The 16,167-nt window shown below is 65.5% G+C and carries 14 protein-coding genes; 5 read left to right on the forward strand and 9 right to left on the reverse strand.

Going from position 1 to position 16,167, the window contains the following annotated elements:
• Window positions 1–193: 193 nt before the first annotated feature.
• The 3 genes from SBP01_RS17230 (at window position 194) to SBP01_RS17240 (ending at window position 3,730) form a co-directional block, all read left to right on the forward strand.
• Window positions 194–1,681 carry an APC family permease gene (locus SBP01_RS17230; protein ID WP_320536662.1) on the forward strand — a complete coding sequence of 496 codons (1,488 nt, stop codon included), beginning with the start codon at window positions 194–196 and terminating at the stop codon, window positions 1,679–1,681.
• A 128-nt stretch (window positions 1,682–1,809) separates the two neighbouring features.
• The gene (locus tag SBP01_RS17235) at window positions 1,810–2,484 is read left to right on the forward strand and encodes a DUF5134 domain-containing protein (RefSeq protein WP_320536663.1); all 675 of its coding nucleotides are present in this window, start codon (window positions 1,810–1,812) and stop codon (window positions 2,482–2,484) included.
• Window positions 2,485–2,545: 61 nt separating this feature from the next.
• Complete coding sequence (locus SBP01_RS17240; RefSeq protein WP_320536664.1) at window positions 2,546–3,730, forward strand: cation:proton antiporter; 1,185 nt, start codon at window positions 2,546–2,548, stop codon at window positions 3,728–3,730.
• A gap of 48 nt (window positions 3,731–3,778) precedes the next feature.
• On the opposite strand, the gene SBP01_RS17245 is transcribed toward SBP01_RS17240, so the two are convergent.
• Entirely contained in the window at window positions 3,779–4,717 is a 939-nt protein-coding gene (locus SBP01_RS17245) for a LysR family transcriptional regulator (RefSeq protein ID WP_320536666.1), read from the reverse strand.
• A 240-nt stretch (window positions 4,718–4,957) separates the two neighbouring features.
• Here SBP01_RS17245 and SBP01_RS17250 point away from each other — a divergent pair, with 240 nt between their 5' ends.
• Window positions 4,958–6,076 carry a PrpF domain-containing protein gene (locus tag SBP01_RS17250; RefSeq protein ID WP_275214889.1) on the forward strand — a complete coding sequence of 373 codons (1,119 nt, stop codon included), beginning with the start codon at window positions 4,958–4,960 and terminating at the stop codon, window positions 6,074–6,076.
• 12 nt (window positions 6,077–6,088) lie between these two features.
• Window positions 6,089–7,537 carry an SLC13 family permease gene (locus SBP01_RS17255; protein WP_275214888.1) on the forward strand — a complete coding sequence of 483 codons (1,449 nt, stop codon included), beginning with the start codon at window positions 6,089–6,091 and terminating at the stop codon, window positions 7,535–7,537.
• A gap of 94 nt (window positions 7,538–7,631) precedes the next feature.
• Here the strand turns inward: SBP01_RS17255 and SBP01_RS17260 are convergent, their stop codons facing one another.
• The 8 genes from SBP01_RS17260 to SBP01_RS17295 form a co-directional block, all read right to left on the reverse strand.
• Window positions 7,632–9,125 carry a CoA-acylating methylmalonate-semialdehyde dehydrogenase gene (locus tag SBP01_RS17260; protein WP_320536667.1) on the reverse strand — a complete coding sequence of 498 codons (1,494 nt, stop codon included), beginning with the start codon at window positions 9,123–9,125 and terminating at the stop codon, window positions 7,632–7,634.
• Window positions 9,126–9,127: 2 nt separating this feature from the next.
• Window positions 9,128–10,153, reverse strand: coding sequence for a Gfo/Idh/MocA family oxidoreductase (locus tag SBP01_RS17265; protein ID WP_320536668.1), 1,026 nt, complete (start codon window positions 10,151–10,153; stop codon window positions 9,128–9,130).
• A complete protein-coding gene (locus SBP01_RS17270; protein WP_320536669.1) occupies window positions 10,150–11,037 on the reverse strand; it encodes a sugar phosphate isomerase/epimerase in 888 nt (295 codons plus the stop codon). Before SBP01_RS17270 ends, SBP01_RS17265 begins: the two co-directional genes overlap by 4 nt.
• Complete coding sequence (locus tag SBP01_RS17275) at window positions 11,034–11,819, reverse strand: SDR family oxidoreductase (RefSeq protein WP_320536670.1); 786 nt, start codon at window positions 11,817–11,819, stop codon at window positions 11,034–11,036. Before SBP01_RS17275 ends, SBP01_RS17270 begins: the two co-directional genes overlap by 4 nt.
• A gap of 3 nt (window positions 11,820–11,822) precedes the next feature.
• Window positions 11,823–12,836, reverse strand: coding sequence for an inositol 2-dehydrogenase (gene iolG / locus SBP01_RS17280; protein ID WP_320536671.1), 1,014 nt, complete (start codon window positions 12,834–12,836; stop codon window positions 11,823–11,825).
• Window positions 12,837–12,919: 83 nt separating this feature from the next.
• Window positions 12,920–13,852, reverse strand: coding sequence for an NAD(P)-dependent oxidoreductase (locus SBP01_RS17285; protein ID WP_320536672.1), 933 nt, complete (start codon window positions 13,850–13,852; stop codon window positions 12,920–12,922).
• Window positions 13,853–13,923: 71 nt separating this feature from the next.
• Window positions 13,924–14,949 carry a LacI family DNA-binding transcriptional regulator gene (locus SBP01_RS17290; protein WP_320536673.1) on the reverse strand — a complete coding sequence of 342 codons (1,026 nt, stop codon included), beginning with the start codon at window positions 14,947–14,949 and terminating at the stop codon, window positions 13,924–13,926.
• Between the two features lie 2 nt (window positions 14,950–14,951).
• A complete protein-coding gene (locus SBP01_RS17295; protein WP_320536674.1) occupies window positions 14,952–16,163 on the reverse strand; it encodes a Gfo/Idh/MocA family oxidoreductase in 1,212 nt (403 codons plus the stop codon).
• Between the last annotated feature and the right edge of the window lie 4 nt (window positions 16,164–16,167).

Below are 16,167 nucleotides of genomic sequence, written 5' to 3' on the forward strand. Positions count from 1 at the left end.
TACCGACTCCGCGGGGGCGCAGTGATTCTTCACGGCGCTCCCGCGGAGCCGCCTCGCCACAACGGCGAAATCCTCTCGGACCTTCCTACGTGCCTGGTCGTTCGCGCATCGGGGTCCGTCCCATACTCGCTGGCCGCCAAAGGGCGTCCGGACAGTAAAGATCACAGACGTTCAGTACATCGAAGGAGATGTTATGAGTGACAAGCATTTGGATGAAGTGGGTGACCTGAAAAGGTCAATCAACTGGAAGCAGGGCGCGGCCATTGCGCTGGGTGTTCCCATGCTGATTCTGCCCTCGCTGGGCTACCTGCCAATGTATGTATCCGCCGCGGCAATCCTCATCTGGGGCATATCCGTACTGCAAGGCTTTATGCAGAACGCTGCTTACGCCGAGATGGCCACCACCTTTCCCAAGGCCTCCGGCCTGCCAGGCTTCGCGCAGCATGTGTTCCGTACGGAGAACTACAAAGGCAAGTACGACAAGGGCAAGCTGATCGGCGGCTTCACCGCCTGGAGCTACTGGTTCGGCTGGAACCCCATCCTTGCGATCTTTGCCATCACGGCCGGCAGTTACCTCCACGGCATGTTTCCCGTCCTGAGCGAGACGTTCACCCAGTACCAGCTCGCACTGATCTCCGGCGTAGTGATCTTCAGCGGGCTGTTCATCGTGAACTGGTTCGGCCTCAAGGACGGCGCCATGCTGGGATACGTCCTAGCCGCGATTTCCCTGATCCCCCTGGTCATCCTGGCCGTGGCACCGTTTGCCACCGGACACGTCGATATGGCCAACATCACCGGCAACTGGTGGCCCTCCGACTGGACCTGGGACCTGCACCACATCCTGATGCTGTTCGGTATCTTCGGGATTGCCCAATGGAGTGCCTGCGCCTGGGAAACGGCGGCGATCTACGGCCCCGAATACAAAAAACCGTCCAAGGACCTCCCCAAGGCGCTGCTGGCCTGTGGCCTCATCTGTTTCGGCCTCTACGTCATGCTGCAGAGTGCAGTCATCGGTGTGCTCGGTGTGGAGGGCGTTCAGGCCGAGGCTGTCTCGCCCCTGATCCCCGTGGCCCAGGCCGTCTTCGGCCAGGCCGGCTCAGTCATCACCATCATCATGCTGATCGCCGCCATGGTCCTGATCATCCAGACGGCCTACCTGGGCTCCTCCCGCGCCATGCACTCCATGTCCACCGAAGGCAACCTGCCGAGGGTGTTCGGCAAAACCAACCGCCACGGCACCCCGTTCATTGCCATGCTGGTCATCGGCGCCTTCAACCTCGTGCTGATCTCCATGGGAAACGCCGCGGCGATCCTTGCAGCCTCGGCCATCGGCTACACCTGCGCCAACGGCATCAGCCTGTTCGCGTACGTCAGGGCCAAAAAGCACCCCGCCTTTAAAAACCTGGAACGGCCCTTCAAGGCCCCCAAGGGCTGGAAGCACGTGGCCATGGTCTTCGGCCTGTTCAACGTACCCCTTTGCCTGATCGGCGTGGTCTACCTAAACAGCCTCGAGATCGGCTGGACCTCAACCTGGGTGGGCTTCCTCGTCCTGGCCCTTTACCTGCCCATCTGGCTGTTCTCCCTGCATGAAACGCGCCGCGAGAAGGCCAAAGCAGAAGCCGCTGCTGCCGCTTCGGAGCACGGTGCCGAAGTCCGGGAGAAAGTCCTGGACCTCACCTAGCAGCGGCCGCCCCTGCGGCTCCAGGGAACTGGAGACGGAGCAGCCCCAGAAGGCGGTCCCCGGCGTCGATGAAAGCGGCGCCGGGGACCGAACCACCTAATCCATCTCCTAGTAAGAGCGTGATTCGCGTGTTCAATTCCCCTGCAATTACGTGGGCCCTCACAGTCATCCTGCTACTCAGTGGCTGCTTTTACCTGCTGCAGGCCGCACGGTCCCGGCATCTGACGGACCAGGCCAATAAAAGCCTCCATGCCCTCATGAACGTCCTCATGGCCGGCATGCTTTGGAACCTTGTTCCATCAACAACGCTGGCCCAGATCGCCGTCCTTGCGGGCGCGGCTTTGTGGTTTGTCATCCAGGCGGTGGCCCGGCCGGAATTCAAAATCCTTTGCGACGGCAGTCAGGACCGGCTGAAATGTGTTTATCACAGCCTTACCATGGCCGGTGCAGCCCTCATGATGACGATGATGGGTCCTGCTGCCAGCGCCGGCAATCATGTCGCGCCGGCAGCGGCACTGTCAACGTCGTCGCACGCACATCACGCAGCCGCACCGGCATCCGCCACCGTCGCCCACGGTGCGGCGGCACCAGGGTTGGACCAGCTATCTGCCCTGGCGATCCCGCTGACGGTTTTCTTCGCAACCGCGACGGCAGTTTTCATAGTCCTTCTGGTGCGTAGCCGGGCTGCCAAAGCCACCCACGGCCAGCAGTCCACGTCAAGGCACTCCGTCCGGCTCGAATTCGGGCTTGAAGCTCTGGGCGCTGCTGTCATGGCGCTGATGTTTGCCACCATGTCGGCCTAACGGACTCTCTTGCCGTGATGAAGGCTTCGGAGAGCAACCCGCCCCATGCCGGGAAGTGGCCATGAGTCCCCTAGCCTTGAGCCTCATCGAATTGGGTGCAGTGGTCTTCTCCCTCGGCCTGCTGGCCCGGCTGGCCGGGCGGATCGGGATGTCGCCCATCCCGCTCTATCTCCTTGGCGGCCTCGCCTTCGGCACCGGCGGGATAGTTGAGCTTGAAGGCATGACAGAATCCGCGCACCTCTTTGGGGAGATCGGCGTTATTCTCCTGCTGCTGATGCTCGGGCTGGAATACACGGCGTCGGAACTTTTTACCGGACTCCGACGATCGTGGCAGGCCGGTGTCCTTGACCTCGTCCTGAACTTCCTGCCGGGGGCAGCTCTCGCCCTGTTCCTCAACTGGGGTTTTGTGGGGGCGGTGGTGATGGGCGGTGTCACCTACATCTCCTCGTCCGGGATCGCGGCGAAGGTGATCACTGATCTGGGGTGGCTGGGCCACCGCGAAACCCGCGTGGTGATCTCCATCCTGGTGTTTGAAGACCTGACCATGGCGGTGTATCTTCCCGTCCTGACCAGCATTCTTGCCGGCGCCAGCTTCCTGGGCGGCCTCACAACGGTGGGCATTGCGCTGGCTGTGGTCAGCGTGGTGCTCACGGTTGCGCTGCGCCATGGACATCATGTCTCCAAGGCCGTCCACAGCGAGAACTCCGAGGTGTTCCTGCTGAACGTCCTTGGTGCGGCGATGCTCGTAGCCGGCGTGGCATCATCCATGCAAGTATCAGCGGCCGTGGGCGCATTCCTGCTTGGCATCGCGATTTCCGGTGCCACGTCGCACAGGGCCACGCGTGTCCTGACACCGTTGCGGGACCTCTTCGCCGGGATATTCTTTGTGGCCTTCGGGCTGCACACCGATCCTGCAACCATTCCGCCCGTACTTGGCTGGGTCCTGGTCCTCGCCCTTGTCACCGCCTGCAGCAAGATGGCCACCGGCGTCTGGGCCGCCAGACGTGCCGGCATTGAGCGCCCGGGCCGTCTCCGGGCGGGGGCAGCGCTCATCGCCCGCGGCGAATTCTCGATCGTGATTGCGGGACTGGCCGTGGCCTCCGGCGCGGTCACTCAGGAACTGGCAGCAATGGCGACTGCCTACGTGCTGGTCATGGCAGTCATTGGACCCTTGACCGCGCGGTACATCGAACCGTTGGTAGAGAGGGTGGTTCCCTTGGTAGGCATCGTCACAAAAGCGGGGTGATGAGCGTTCAGGCCGCGGAGGGCCCCCTTCCATCCGCCGCTCTGACCCCTACAGATAGTCCCCAGCGTGCTCGCGGGCGATTTCCAGGAGGGTGGAGTGGAAGGCGACCTCGGCCGGGGCGTACACCTTGTCCTGGCGTTGAGCGAGCAGCACCCGGCGCATGGGCGCGGCTCCCCCGAGGCTGATGACCCGCACGTCCGGGTGCTGGAGGGCGACGGCGGTCTTGGGCACCAGTGCCACGCCCATGCCCACGCTGACCATGGCCTGGGCCTCCTGGTAGTCATTGGCGAGGAAGCCGATGGTGGGCTCGAACCCGGCGTCGTGCGCTGAACGCTGCAGGACTTCGACCACGGGGTGGGCCTCCGCGCGGACTATCCAGGACTCCTTCCGCAGTTCCTCCATCTTCACCTCGTCCCGGCCGGCGAGCGGATGGCCGCGGGCTACGAGGATGACGGTGCTCTCCTGGAAGACCTCGGTGATCCGGATGGAATCATCCTGGAACCGGTTCCAGGGATAGTCCCAGAGCAGGCACAGTCCGGTGACGCCGGACTCGAGGTCGGACACGAGTTCGTCAAAGCGGGCGCTGCGCACCGAGAGTCCGATGGCGGGGTACCGCTTCTTGAAGGCGCGGATGACCACCGGCAGGAAGGAACCGGCAATCGTGGGGAACGTACCTACGGTCAGGGAGCCGCGCCGCAGCCCGGCGATCTGGTCAAGATCGGACTGCGCCGCCCGCATCTGGCCGATGATCCTGCGGGCATGCCCGGCCAGCACCTGGCCCGCCTCGGTGGGCACCACACCCCGGGAGCGGCGGTTGAGGAGCGGCTGCCCCACTTCCTGTTCCAGTTTCCGCAGCTGCTGGGAAACGGCCGACGGCGTGTACATCATCAGGTCAGCCGCAGCGGTGATGGACCCCTGCTCCACGACCTCAACCAGCAGGGCCAAGCGGCGGATGTCGAATAAATCTTGGGTCTCATCGTGAAGCAAAACTTCACCCTTCTGTTTCGTTGGTTCATTCTATGCAGCTGCGCACGGATTGGGGCGTTCGCACGGCCATTCGCAGGGCGTAATCGACCGGCAATGGGATCTCAGGCATCGTAGACACAATGATTGAAGCAATGCTTCATAGTCCCTCAGATATTGAACATTGTCTTCATATGTGATCCGGCTCATTCTCTTATCAGGCGCCCTGAACAGAATGCATGACCCGAGAGATGTGGGAAGACAATGAAGATAGAAGCTGAATGGATGCGCGGAGGCACCAGCAAGTGCTGGGTCTTCGAAACGGAGCACCTGGACCAGACCCGCACCAGCCTGGATGAGCTGCTGCCGCGGCTGTTCGGGAGCCCTGATTACCGGCAGATTGATGGCGTCGGCGGGGCAACCTCGACCACCAGCAAGGCGATGATCCTGCGGCGCCCCGCGGACGCGGAGGTCGACGTCGAATTCACCTTTGCCCAGGTGGGCATCGAAGAGGCAGCGGTGGACTGGGGCAGCAACTGCGGGAACTGCTCCGCGGTGGTGGGGCTTTACGCCATCGAAAAAGGCTGGGTGGTCCCCCGCGGAGACGTCACCCGGATCGTCACCCGCAACACCAACACCGGCCAGATCATCATCCAGCGCGTGGCCACCCCCGCGGGGGCGCTGCCGATCGTTCCGGATGCCCAGATGCCGGGCGTAGCCTTTCCCGGCTACCGGGTGGGCCTCGGCTTTCAGGACCCGGCCGGCAAGACGACCGGAAAGCTGCTGCCCACCGGCTCCGCAACCGACACCATCACCGCCGGCGGAACGCGGTGGACAGTATCAATGGTCGACGCCGGAGCACCGGTGGTGATCGTCCGCGCCGAACAGCTGGGGCTGGACCCCTCCCGGTACGGGAGCTGGGCGTCAGGGGTGGAACTGCAGCTGGAAACGCTGGAGCAGATCCGTCGCCAGGCTGCGGTCCGGATGGGGCTCGCGTCAACGGTTGCCGCCGCCGCCCGCGCCATCCCCAAACTCGCCATCGTTGCCTCCCCGGCCCAGCCGGACCCGGACTCCGATGTCAGCGTCATGATGCTCTCCATGGGCAAGCCGCACCCGGCCCTGGCCATCACCGGAAGCATCGCACTGACTCTCGCCGCCCGGACACCGGGCACTGTCCTGAGCAGCATCACCGGCGACGCCCCGCGGAGCAGGCTTCGGCTCCGCACCCCCGCAGGGGTGCTCGAGACCTGGAGCGAGGAGGACGACGCGTCCCTGCTGATCGGCGTCGAACGCACTGCCCGCACCATCGCCACCACCATCATCCACGTCCCCGAGGCCCTCGGCAGCGCCGTCGAAACCTCACTCGCATCAGCCACTCAATGAGGAGTCAAGATCATGACTAAAACCATTTACGAGCCTGCTTCCGAAGCAAAGAGCGACATCCGCGAAACCCCTGCCACGCGTCCCAACCGCCGCCGCCGTATCCTGCTGGTAGCGGTAGCCGCGGCCGCGATCCTGGGTCTGATTGCCCTCGTGTTCGGGGGTGCCGTCTTCAACCCGGCAGCCACCCCGGAATCGGAGCCGAGCATGACCGCAACGCAGATCATTCCCCTGGTCATCCTGGTGGTGATGTTTGTCGTCGCCACCAAATGGCCCCTGAACATCGGGGTCATGGGCCTGGTGGCCTCCTTCGGCGTCGGATACTTCATGCTGGGCATGAGCGACAAGCAGATCCTCGACGAGTTCCCCGCCAGCATCGTCCTGACCATCATCGGCGTCACCTACTTCTTCAGCATGGCCCAGCGGAACGGCACCATCAACATCATCGTCCAGACGTGCGTGCGGCTGGTGAGGGGTAAGACCATGCTGCTCCCCTGGGTGTTCTTCCTGATCGCTGCCGCCCTGACCTCGCTGGGCACCTTCTCCCCGGCAGCCATCGCACTCCTGGCCCCCGCGGCCATCGGATTCGCCTACGAGTCCCGCATCCACCCCGTCCTGATGGGCGCCTTCATCATCAACGGCGCCCACGCCGGCGGTTTCTCCCCGCTCTCCGTCGCCGGCGTGCTGGTCCACGACATCTCGGTCAAGAACGGCTTCGCCATCGACCAGGGCTCGCTGTTCGTGGCCAGCTTCGCCCTGAACCTCATCCTCTCCGCCCTCACCGTGGCACTGTTCGCCCTCCTGGGCAAGCTGCGCGACAGCCACGGCGGCCAGCACGCCGACGTGGACACCTCCCGGACAGGCCGTCCCCACGGCCAGCAGATCCTCACCCTGGCCCTGATCGCCATCATGCTGGTGTGCACGCTGGGCTTCCACATGCCGATCGGCTTTGTGGCCCTCGCCGCCGGCCTCCTGCTGGCCTTCGTGAACATCAAGGAACACCAGACCTTCATCGGCGGAATCTCCTGGTCCACCGTCCTGCTGGTGGCCGGCATGATCACCTACGTCTCCCTGCTCCAGCACGTCGGCGTCATCGACACCCTGGCCGAGCAGGCCCTGGCGTTGGGCGCACCCCTGCTGATCGCCCTGGTCCTCTGCTACGTGATCGGCGTCGGCTCGGCCTTCGCGTCCTCCACCGCACTGCTCACCGCATTCATTCCCCTGGCCGGCCCGCTGCTGGCCACCAGTTCCCTCAGTGCATCCGGCACCGTTGCCGCCCTCGCCATCGCCGCCACCGTGGTTGACGTCTCGCCGTTCTCCACCGACGGCGCACTGGTGGTCGCCAACGCCCGCCCCGACGACCGGCAGCGCGTCTACAAGCAGCTGATGGCCTACGCCGGCGGTGTTGTGCTGGTAGCCCCGGCCCTCGCCTGGGCCCTGCTGGTGCCTACCGGCATCATGTAATAGATACGCGTCGTCGACAGCGCAAAGTGGTCCGCCGGCACCAGCCGGCGGACCACTACGTGCATTCACAGGTTTCCGGGTCCGGCGGTCCGTGTCAGTTGGACGGGAAGTTGTACGACGCCCCGGACGCGTGGCTGGCCTCGGGCCAGCGTGACGTGACCACCTTGCCGCGGGTGTAGAAGGACACACCTTCTGGACCGTAGATGTGCTTGTCACCGAAGAGCGACGCCTTCCAGCCGCCGAAGGAGTAGTACGCCACCGGGACCGGCAGGGGCACGTTGATGCCGATCATGCCCACATCGACGGACCGCTGGAACTTCCGGGCGGCGGCGCCGGACGAGGTGAAGATGGCCGTGCCGTTACCGAAGGGGTTGGCGTTGATCAGGGCGATTCCGGCGTCGAGGTCCTCCACCCGCACCACCACGAGAACCGGACCGAAAATCTCCTCGGTGTACGCGCTCATTTCGGTCTTGACGTGGTCGATGACCGTGGGGCCAACCCAGAAGCCTTCCTCATGGCCGGGCACCACCAGGTCGCGGCCGTCCACCACCATCGCGGCACCCGCGGCTTCCGCCTCGCCAATGGTCTTCACAATGAAGTTCCTGGAGTCCGCACTGATGACCGGGCCCATGTCGGCGTCGGGTTCGGTGCCGTTCTTGACCCGGACGGCTACGGCGCGCTCCTCGACCTTCTTGACCAGCAGGTCAGCGGCGTCCCCGACGGCGACGGCGACGGAGATGGCCATGCAGCGCTGGCCGGCGGAGCCAAACGCGGCGGCGGCCAGGTGGTCGGCGGCGTTGTCCAGGTCGGCGTCGGGCAGCACGATGGCGTGGTTCTTCGCCCCGCCCAAAGCCTGGACCCGCTTGCCGTGCGCCGTCGCCACCTCGTTGATGTGCTTGGCCACCGGGGTGGAACCGACGAAGGAGATGCCGTCCACGTCCGGGTGGGTGAGGAGGCCGGAGACCACCTCACGGTCGCCGTGCAGGACCTGGAACACGCCGTCGGGCAGTCCCGCCTGCTTGAACAGGTCAGCGAGCAGCATGGCCGCGGACGGGACCCGGTGGGAGGGCTTGAGGATGAAGGCGTTGCCCGTGGCGATCGCCATCGGCGCCATCCACAGCGGAACCATGACCGGGAAGTTGAACGGCGTGATACCGGCGACGACGCCGATCGGCTCCCTGAAGGAGAAGACGTCGATGCCGGTGGAAACCTGGTCCGAGTATTCCCCCTTGAGCAGCTGCGGGATGCCGCACGCGAACTCGATGACCTCCAGGCCGCGGCCGATCTCGCCCTTCGCGTCGGAGAGGACCTTGCCGTGCTCGGCGGTGATCAGCTGCGCCAGCTCATCCACGTGGGCCGCGACCAGTTCGCGGAACTTGAACAGCACCGCGGTGCGCTTGGCCAGGGAAATATCGCCCCAGCTTGCGGCGGCGGCCTTCGCCGCAGCCACGGTGGCGTCAAGGTCCGCCTGGTTGGCCAGCCGCAGCTCTGCGGTGACGGCGCCGGTGGCGGGGTTGTAGACGGGCTTGGTGTCGGTCCCGGAACCTGAAGCCTCGGATCCGCTGATGAAGTGGTTGATGAAGGTCATGGTTACTGCTCCTGTAGTAAGTGGTGTTCCACGGTGTGCACCGGCTCGACGTTCCGTGGAAGTCCTGCGGCGAGGGATTCATGGAGGGCGAGGCGGACGGCCAGGTTTTGCTCGGTCAGTTCCTGGTGGACCACCTCCCGCCCGGCACTGCGGGCCCAGACGCTGAACCGTTCGATTTCGACCTTGAAGGGGTCTTCGATGACATCGAAGACCTCGGTGCTGCCGTCCCGCAGAGAAACGGTCACGCGGGCCGCCTCACCCGGAAGCGGGTCAAAGGCGTTGTCGAGGGTGATCTGCCCCTTCGTGCCGATGATCTGGAACGTGTTCACGCGGGGTCCTTCGAAGCCACAGTCCAAGGTTCCGAGGACGCCGTCGTAATCCAGGACCGCGGCGACGGTGGTCTCCACGAGGTCCGCCGGGCTGGTTCCCTTGGCATAGACGCTGGCGGGTGCCCGTCCCATCACCATGTTCATGATGTCCACGGCGTAGCAGCCGACGTCATTGACCGCGCCGCCTTCGAGGCCCGGCTGCAGCCGGACTTCCCCCGGGCTGCGGTCCATCACAAAGTGGAAGCGCGCATGCATCGAGACGATCTGGCCGATCCGGCCCGCGTCGATGAACTCGCGGACTTTCTGGTGCTGCGGATGGAAACGGTACATAAAGGCCTCCATCAGGCCCACCCCGTTCCGCGCGCACGCTTCGACGACGCGGGCGTAGTCCTCAAGGCTGCCCACCAGTGGCTTCTCGCACAGGATGTCCTTGCCCGCCTCCGCCGCCGCGATGATCCATTCCGCGTGCAGTCCGTTGGGGAAGGGCAGGTAGACGGCTTCGATGGCAGGATCAGCCAGCAGTTCCTCATGCGATGAGTAGACGGCCGGGATGCCGAAGCGGGCGGCGACCTCGGCGGCGCGGCCGTTGGGGCTGCTGATGGCCGCGGCGGTGGCGTTGCGGGCCTTCTGCATGGCCGGCAGGAACCTGTCCTGGGCGATGCGGGCGGTGGTGAGGACGCCCCAGCGCACCGCGCTCATGGGGCGAGTCCGGCTTCCAGGTCCCGGAGGAACGCCACGGACTGCCGGACATCGCGGACGGGTCCGTCGCCGTCCGGTGCCGCGTCCAGGATGGTGTCCTGTTCCATCGTGAACCAGCCGACGTAACCGGCCTCAAGCAGGTTCAGGACAATATCGGCGATTCCCACGTCGCCCTGTCCGAGGGGGACGTACATTCCGGTCTTGACGCCGTCGGTATAGGAGATTTCACCCTTTTGGACCCGCTCGGCAACGGCCTTGCGCACATCCTTGAGGTGCGTGTGGCCGATGCGCGAGGCGTAGTCCCGGGCGAGCTGGCCCGGGTCCGTGCCGCCGATGAGGAGGTGGCCGGTGTCCAGGCAGAGGTTGGCGGCGGTGTCGTTCAGGACCCGGTTAACATCCGACGTCGTCTCGATCATGGTGCCCACGTGCGGGTGCACCACTGCCTGGATGCCTTGATCGGCGGCTGCCTTGACGATGGTGTCCAGGTTCCGGCCGAACAGGTGCCAGCCGTCGGCGTCGAGCTCGTGCCGCTGGTCATACCCGGCCACGCCGGTTTCCGCGGCCAGCACCATGATGCTGGCGCCCGCGGCCTGGTAGGCGTCCAGTTCCGCCGCCACTGCCTTGAGCGGGTCCTTGGTGGCATCATGCAGGATGATGGGGAAGAACCCGCCGATGGCCTGCAGGTTGTGCCGCCGCAGGACCTCGGCGCGTGCTTTGGCCTCCTCGGGCAGGAAGCCTGCCGGGCCGAATTCGGTGGCGGCGATGCCCAGGGCCGTCATCTCGGACAGGACACGGTCTGCTTCAAGCTGGTGCCCCCACCCGGGGACTTCGCACACGCCCCAGGAGATGGGGGCGGCGGCAAGGCGGCTGGTGATGATGCTCAATCTGATCCTCCAAGTACGTTTTGATCCCAGTCAATGACCGAGCCCGTGACCACTCCGCTCCTGGTGGAGAGGAGAAAAACTGCAAATTCGGCGATCTCGTCCACTTGTCCGAGCTTGCCCATCGGCACCGAGGCGTTGGCCTTCTCCAACCAGTCGTCTCCTGCGCCGTGGAACCTCTTTTGGGTGTCGGCTTCGCCGTCGGTGGCCGTCCAGCCGATGTCCAGGCCGTTGATCCTGATCTTGTCCCAGCGGTGTGCGTGGGCGGCGTTCCGGGTGGCACCGGCCAGCCCTGCCTTCGCCGCAACGTAGGGCGCCAGGTAGGGCTGGCCGCCGAGTTCGGCGATGGAGATGATGTTCAGGATGCTGCCTGGAGCTCCGCGCTCCCGCAGGTGCTTGATCGTTTCCGCCATGATGAAAAACGGCGACTTCAGGTTGACGGCGATGTGCGCATCGAACAGTTCCGGCGTAGTGTCCAGCATGGTTCCGCGGGTAGTGAGCCCGGCGGCATTCACGGCGCAGTCGAGCTGCCCGAACACGGAGATGGTTTCCAGCACCGAGTTTCGTGCCTGCTCGACGTCGGCCAGATCGGTTTTGATGAAACGGGCCTTGACGCCGGACTTCTCCAGCTCGGCGGCGAGCCTTTCGCCGGAGTCCGCATTGCGGCCGGTGACGGCCACACCGGCCGCGCCTTCGGCTGCCGCCCGGCGGGCGATGCCGGCGCCGAGGCCCTGGGTGCCGCCGCTGACAAGGACCACCTTGTCAGCCAGGAGCGGGCTGTTCATTCCCTACTCCTTTCCGATGGTGACAACGCGGCCGGACCTGGCGGATTCGTCTGCGGCGTTGGCCAGGATGAGGGCCATGACGCCGTCGTCGAAGCCGGGGCTGCAGCTGGTGCCGCCGCGGATGGCCTTCACGAAGCTGTCCAGTTCGCTGCGGTAAGCCTGGGCGTAGCGTTCCAGGAAGAACGGCAGGTAGGCGTCGGACTCCTCGGTGCCGCCCGCACTGTACTTGCGGACAGTGGTGGGGGCCATGTTCCCGGCGGTCAGCAGGCCCTCGCTGCCGAAGGCTTCCAGCCGCTGGTCGTGGCCGTAGGCGCTGTGGCGGGAATTGATGATGGTGATCTGCTCGCCGCCGCGTCCGCGCAGGTTGATGACCACCGAGTCGAAATCGCCGGCTTCTTCGATGTAGTCGCAGAACAGGTTCGAACCGGTGGCGGAGACTTCGATGATGTCCGGGACGAAGAACCGGGCCATGTCCAGGTCATGGATGCTCTGGTCGCGGAAGATTCCGCCGGAGGTCTCGATGTAGGCCTTGGGTGCGGGGGCGGGGTCGCGGCTGATGATGGTCAGCTGCTCCAGGCGTCCGATCTCGCCGGCCTCAACCCGTGAACGGAGCGAGGCGAAGTTCGGGTCGAAGCGGCGGTTGAAGCCGAGCATCAGGGGGCTGCTGGTGCCGCGGAGCTGGTCCCGGCATTCGCGGACCCGGTCGATGTCCAGGTCGATGGGCTTTTCGCAGAGGGCGGCGACGCCGGCGGCCGCGGCCCGTGCGATCAGGTCAACGTGGGTGCTGGTGGGTGAGCCGATGATCACGGCATCCAGGTCGGCGTTGGCGAAAACTTCATCGGCGGTTTCCACGGCCTGCGCCCCGGTAATGGCGGCGAGGTCCTGGGCGCCCTTGATGAACGGGTCGGCGATCCAAGCCAGCTCCAGGTCGGGGTGGTCGGCGATGTTCCGGGCGTGGACCTGGCCGATGCGGCCGGATCCGAAGAGGGCAACCTTGAGGGGCTGGTCATGGGACATGTTTGAAGGTCCTTTCCTGTGTGCCGCGGGCGGCTGATCCGCTGCGGCTGAGTGAGCCTGGCTGGGTGGGATGGGGTTGTTGGTCACGGGCTTGCCACGGCAGCCGGCGAACGTCCGGCCAGGACATCGACGGCGCCTTTGGCGGCGTCCCGGACCGTATGGGCCATGCCTTGGCGGGTGAACCCCATGAGGTGGGGCGTCAGCACAACATTCGCGTGGTCAAAGATGGCGTGGTGGGCCGGCGGCTCGGGATCGTAGACGTCCAGGCCGAGGCCGCCCAACTGCCCGGAGAGCAGAGCCTGATGGGCGGCGTCCAGATCCACGAGTCCGCCCCTGCTGCAGTTGATGAGGAGGGCTCCTGCGGGCAGCAGGGCGAGGCGTTCGGCGTTGAGGAGGTTGCGGTTTTCCGGCGTCAACGGCACGTGCAGCGTGATGAAGTTGCTGCGGCCCAGCAGTTCTTCGACGGTTTCGCAGCGGATGCCGGCGGGGACGTCGGCGAACGGGTCAAAGGCCAGGACCTTGAGGTCGAAGGCCTCGGCGATCCGGGCAACACGGCGCCCGATGCGCCCGTAGCCGACGATGCCCAGGGTGAATCCCTCCAGGTCCCCCACGGCCACCCCGGAGCGTTCCTCCCAGCGGCCGTCCCGGACGATCGACGTCAGGGTGGGGAGTTTCTTCACCAGTGCCAGGAGGTGGGCGAACACGCCTTCGGCGACGGAGGCCGTGTTGCTCCCGGGCGTGATGACCACGGGGATGCCGCGCCGGTTCGCCTCTGCCACGTCCACGAGGTCGGTGCCGACACCGGTCCTGGCAATGACCTTCAGGGCGGGCATGCGGTCCAGGAGTTCACGGTCCACCCGGTAGGCGGCGCGGACAATGGCGGCGTCGGCCCGGGCAAGGTCCGCGTCGGTGGGGTTGTGGATGATTTGCTGGTGCGGACCCAGTTCAGGTTCCACCAGGCCGGCCTCGACGCTGCCAAGGGCTACGAGTATTTGGGGTGTGCTTAAGGAAGCCATCGTCATCCTTGATGATGTGGGGGTGCACTCCCGGGGCTGGGGAAGCCCGGGGTGACGGAACGGGTGGGAGGTTAGAGGCCCAGCAGGCTGGACGTGCGTATGACCAGGTGCGGGACGATCGGCTGGTGAACGAAGCCGCCGTTGAAGTCAGGGTCCTCAATACGGTGCAGGAGCGTTGTGGCCCCCGCGACGCCGATGCCGGAACTGTCCGGATCAACCGTGGTCAGGCCGAGGCGGGGCATGGCGCCGAGCGCGATGTTGTCGTAGCCGGTGACGGCGACTTCTACGCCGCGTTCATCGGCAGCGGTCATCGCGCCGAGGGCGGCGAGGTCGTTGATGCACGCCAGCGCCGTGGGGCGCTGGTGTTTGGACCGCGAGGAACCCAGCGCCCGTTGGGCGGCGACGTAGCCGGACTCCTGGAAGAAGTCGGCTTCGACAATGTGGATGTGGCGGGCCAGCCCGTGTTCTTCCATGGCGGCGGAATATCCGTCCACACGTGCCCGGCCAACCGAGCCGCCCAGCCCGCCCAGGTGCGCGATGTTCTCGTGCCCCTGGGCGATCAGGTGCTCCACCACCAGGCTCATGCCGAGGGTATCGTCGCTGCGGACCACGTCCGCAGTGTCGATGTAGTCCGGTCCCCCGCCGGCAAAGACGACCGCGCCGCCGGACACCGCGCGGTTGAACGGGGCCTTGTCCGGCACGGATCCCACCACCAGCAGGCCCGCCACGCGAAGATCCCTGAAGGCCTGGAGGATGGACTGGTCCACTCCCCTGCCGGCGGCGGTGACGGCGCTGAAGAGGACAGTGTGGCCGGCTTCTTCGAGGACGGTCCGGGCGGCGTCGGCCACATCAAAGGCCCACGGGTTGTGCATGTCGCTGACCAGGACGCCGATGGTTCCGTTGTCCCGGGTTGCCAGGGAGCGGGCTGCGAGGTTCAGCTCATAGCCCATCTCCTCGACAACTTCGAGCACCCGCTGACGGCGTTCGTCACTGACGCGGGGTGAGTCGCGCAGGACGAGGGAGACCAAGGATTTGGAGACGCCGGCGCGTTCGGCCACGTCCTTGATCGTGGGCCGACGGGCGGATGCGGTGGTCATCGCTACGCCCGCGCTGCCGTGGTGCCGTGGATTTCCTCGATCTTCTGCCACTGGCCGGAGAGCGAGGATGTTTCGGCGGCGCTGACGATCGCGGCTGCGGAGGCGGCATCGTGGATATTGGAGTTTTCCTGGGCCCCGCCGGCGACGGCGACGAGGAACTTCTTGGCCTCGATCACTTTGAGGTCGTCAAAGCCCATGCTGTTGCCGGGTCCCGGCTGGAAGTAGGCATAGTCACCGTGGCGGGGGCTGGCGTTGACCGTGGTGTAGCCCTGCTCCTCGTTGTTGCGTCCCAGGCAGACTTTGAGTTCGTTCATGCGCTCAAAGTCCCATTTGAGGGAGCCTTCGGTGCCGTAGACCTCAATCTGGTAACCGCACTCGGGGCCGACGGCCACGCGGGATGACTCGATGGTGCCGACGGCGCCTGCGCCGACGGCGGACGGGCCGAAGCGGACCAGCGCTGCAGCGTAGTCTTCATTCTCGACCTCCCCCATCTCACCGTTTTCAATCACCGCGAAGTGCGTGCCGGATCCCATGGCCAGTTTGGGCCGCTGCGTGTAGACGGTGCTGGTCAGCGCGGTCACCTCGGCGATGGGTCCGACTACATACTGGCACAGGTCGGTGGCGTGGCTGAACAGGTCGGCCAGCACGCCGGTCCCGGCGAGTTTCCGGTCGAAGCGCCAGGACAGGGCACCGTTGGGCTCGGAGGCGTAGCCGGAGAAGAATACGGCGCGGACGTTGGTGATCCGGCCCAGGCGGCCCTCGGCAACCAGCTTCCGCGCATGCTCCACTGCCGGGGCGTGGCGGTAGTTATAGCCGATGGACGTGACGACGCCGGCTTCAACGGCGGCTTCCTCAACGGCTGCGGTTTCCTGGTAGCCGCGTCCGACGGGCTTTTCGATCCAGAAGTGCTTTCCTGCTTTGGCGGCGGCGATGCCGATTTCAGCGTGCAGGAAGTTGGGGGCGCAGATGGAGACAACGTCCACATCGGGGTGGTTCAGGACATCGTGGTAGTCGGTGGTGCCTTCCGCGAAGCCCAGGACATCGCGGGCATAGTCCACGCGTCCGGGCGCCGTGTCGGCAGCAATGACGAGCTTGGTCTTCAGGCCAAGTTCCGGGTAGGCGTACGGGACGGTTTGGTAGGCACGGGAGTGGAGCTTACCCATCCAGCCGACACTGATAAGGCCGACGCCGATGGTGCGGGATTCTGCGTTCACGTTC

The organism is Pseudarthrobacter sp. IC2-21 (assembly GCF_034048115.1).
Taxonomy (GTDB): Bacteria; Actinomycetota; Actinomycetes; order Actinomycetales; family Micrococcaceae; genus Arthrobacter; species Arthrobacter naphthalenicus.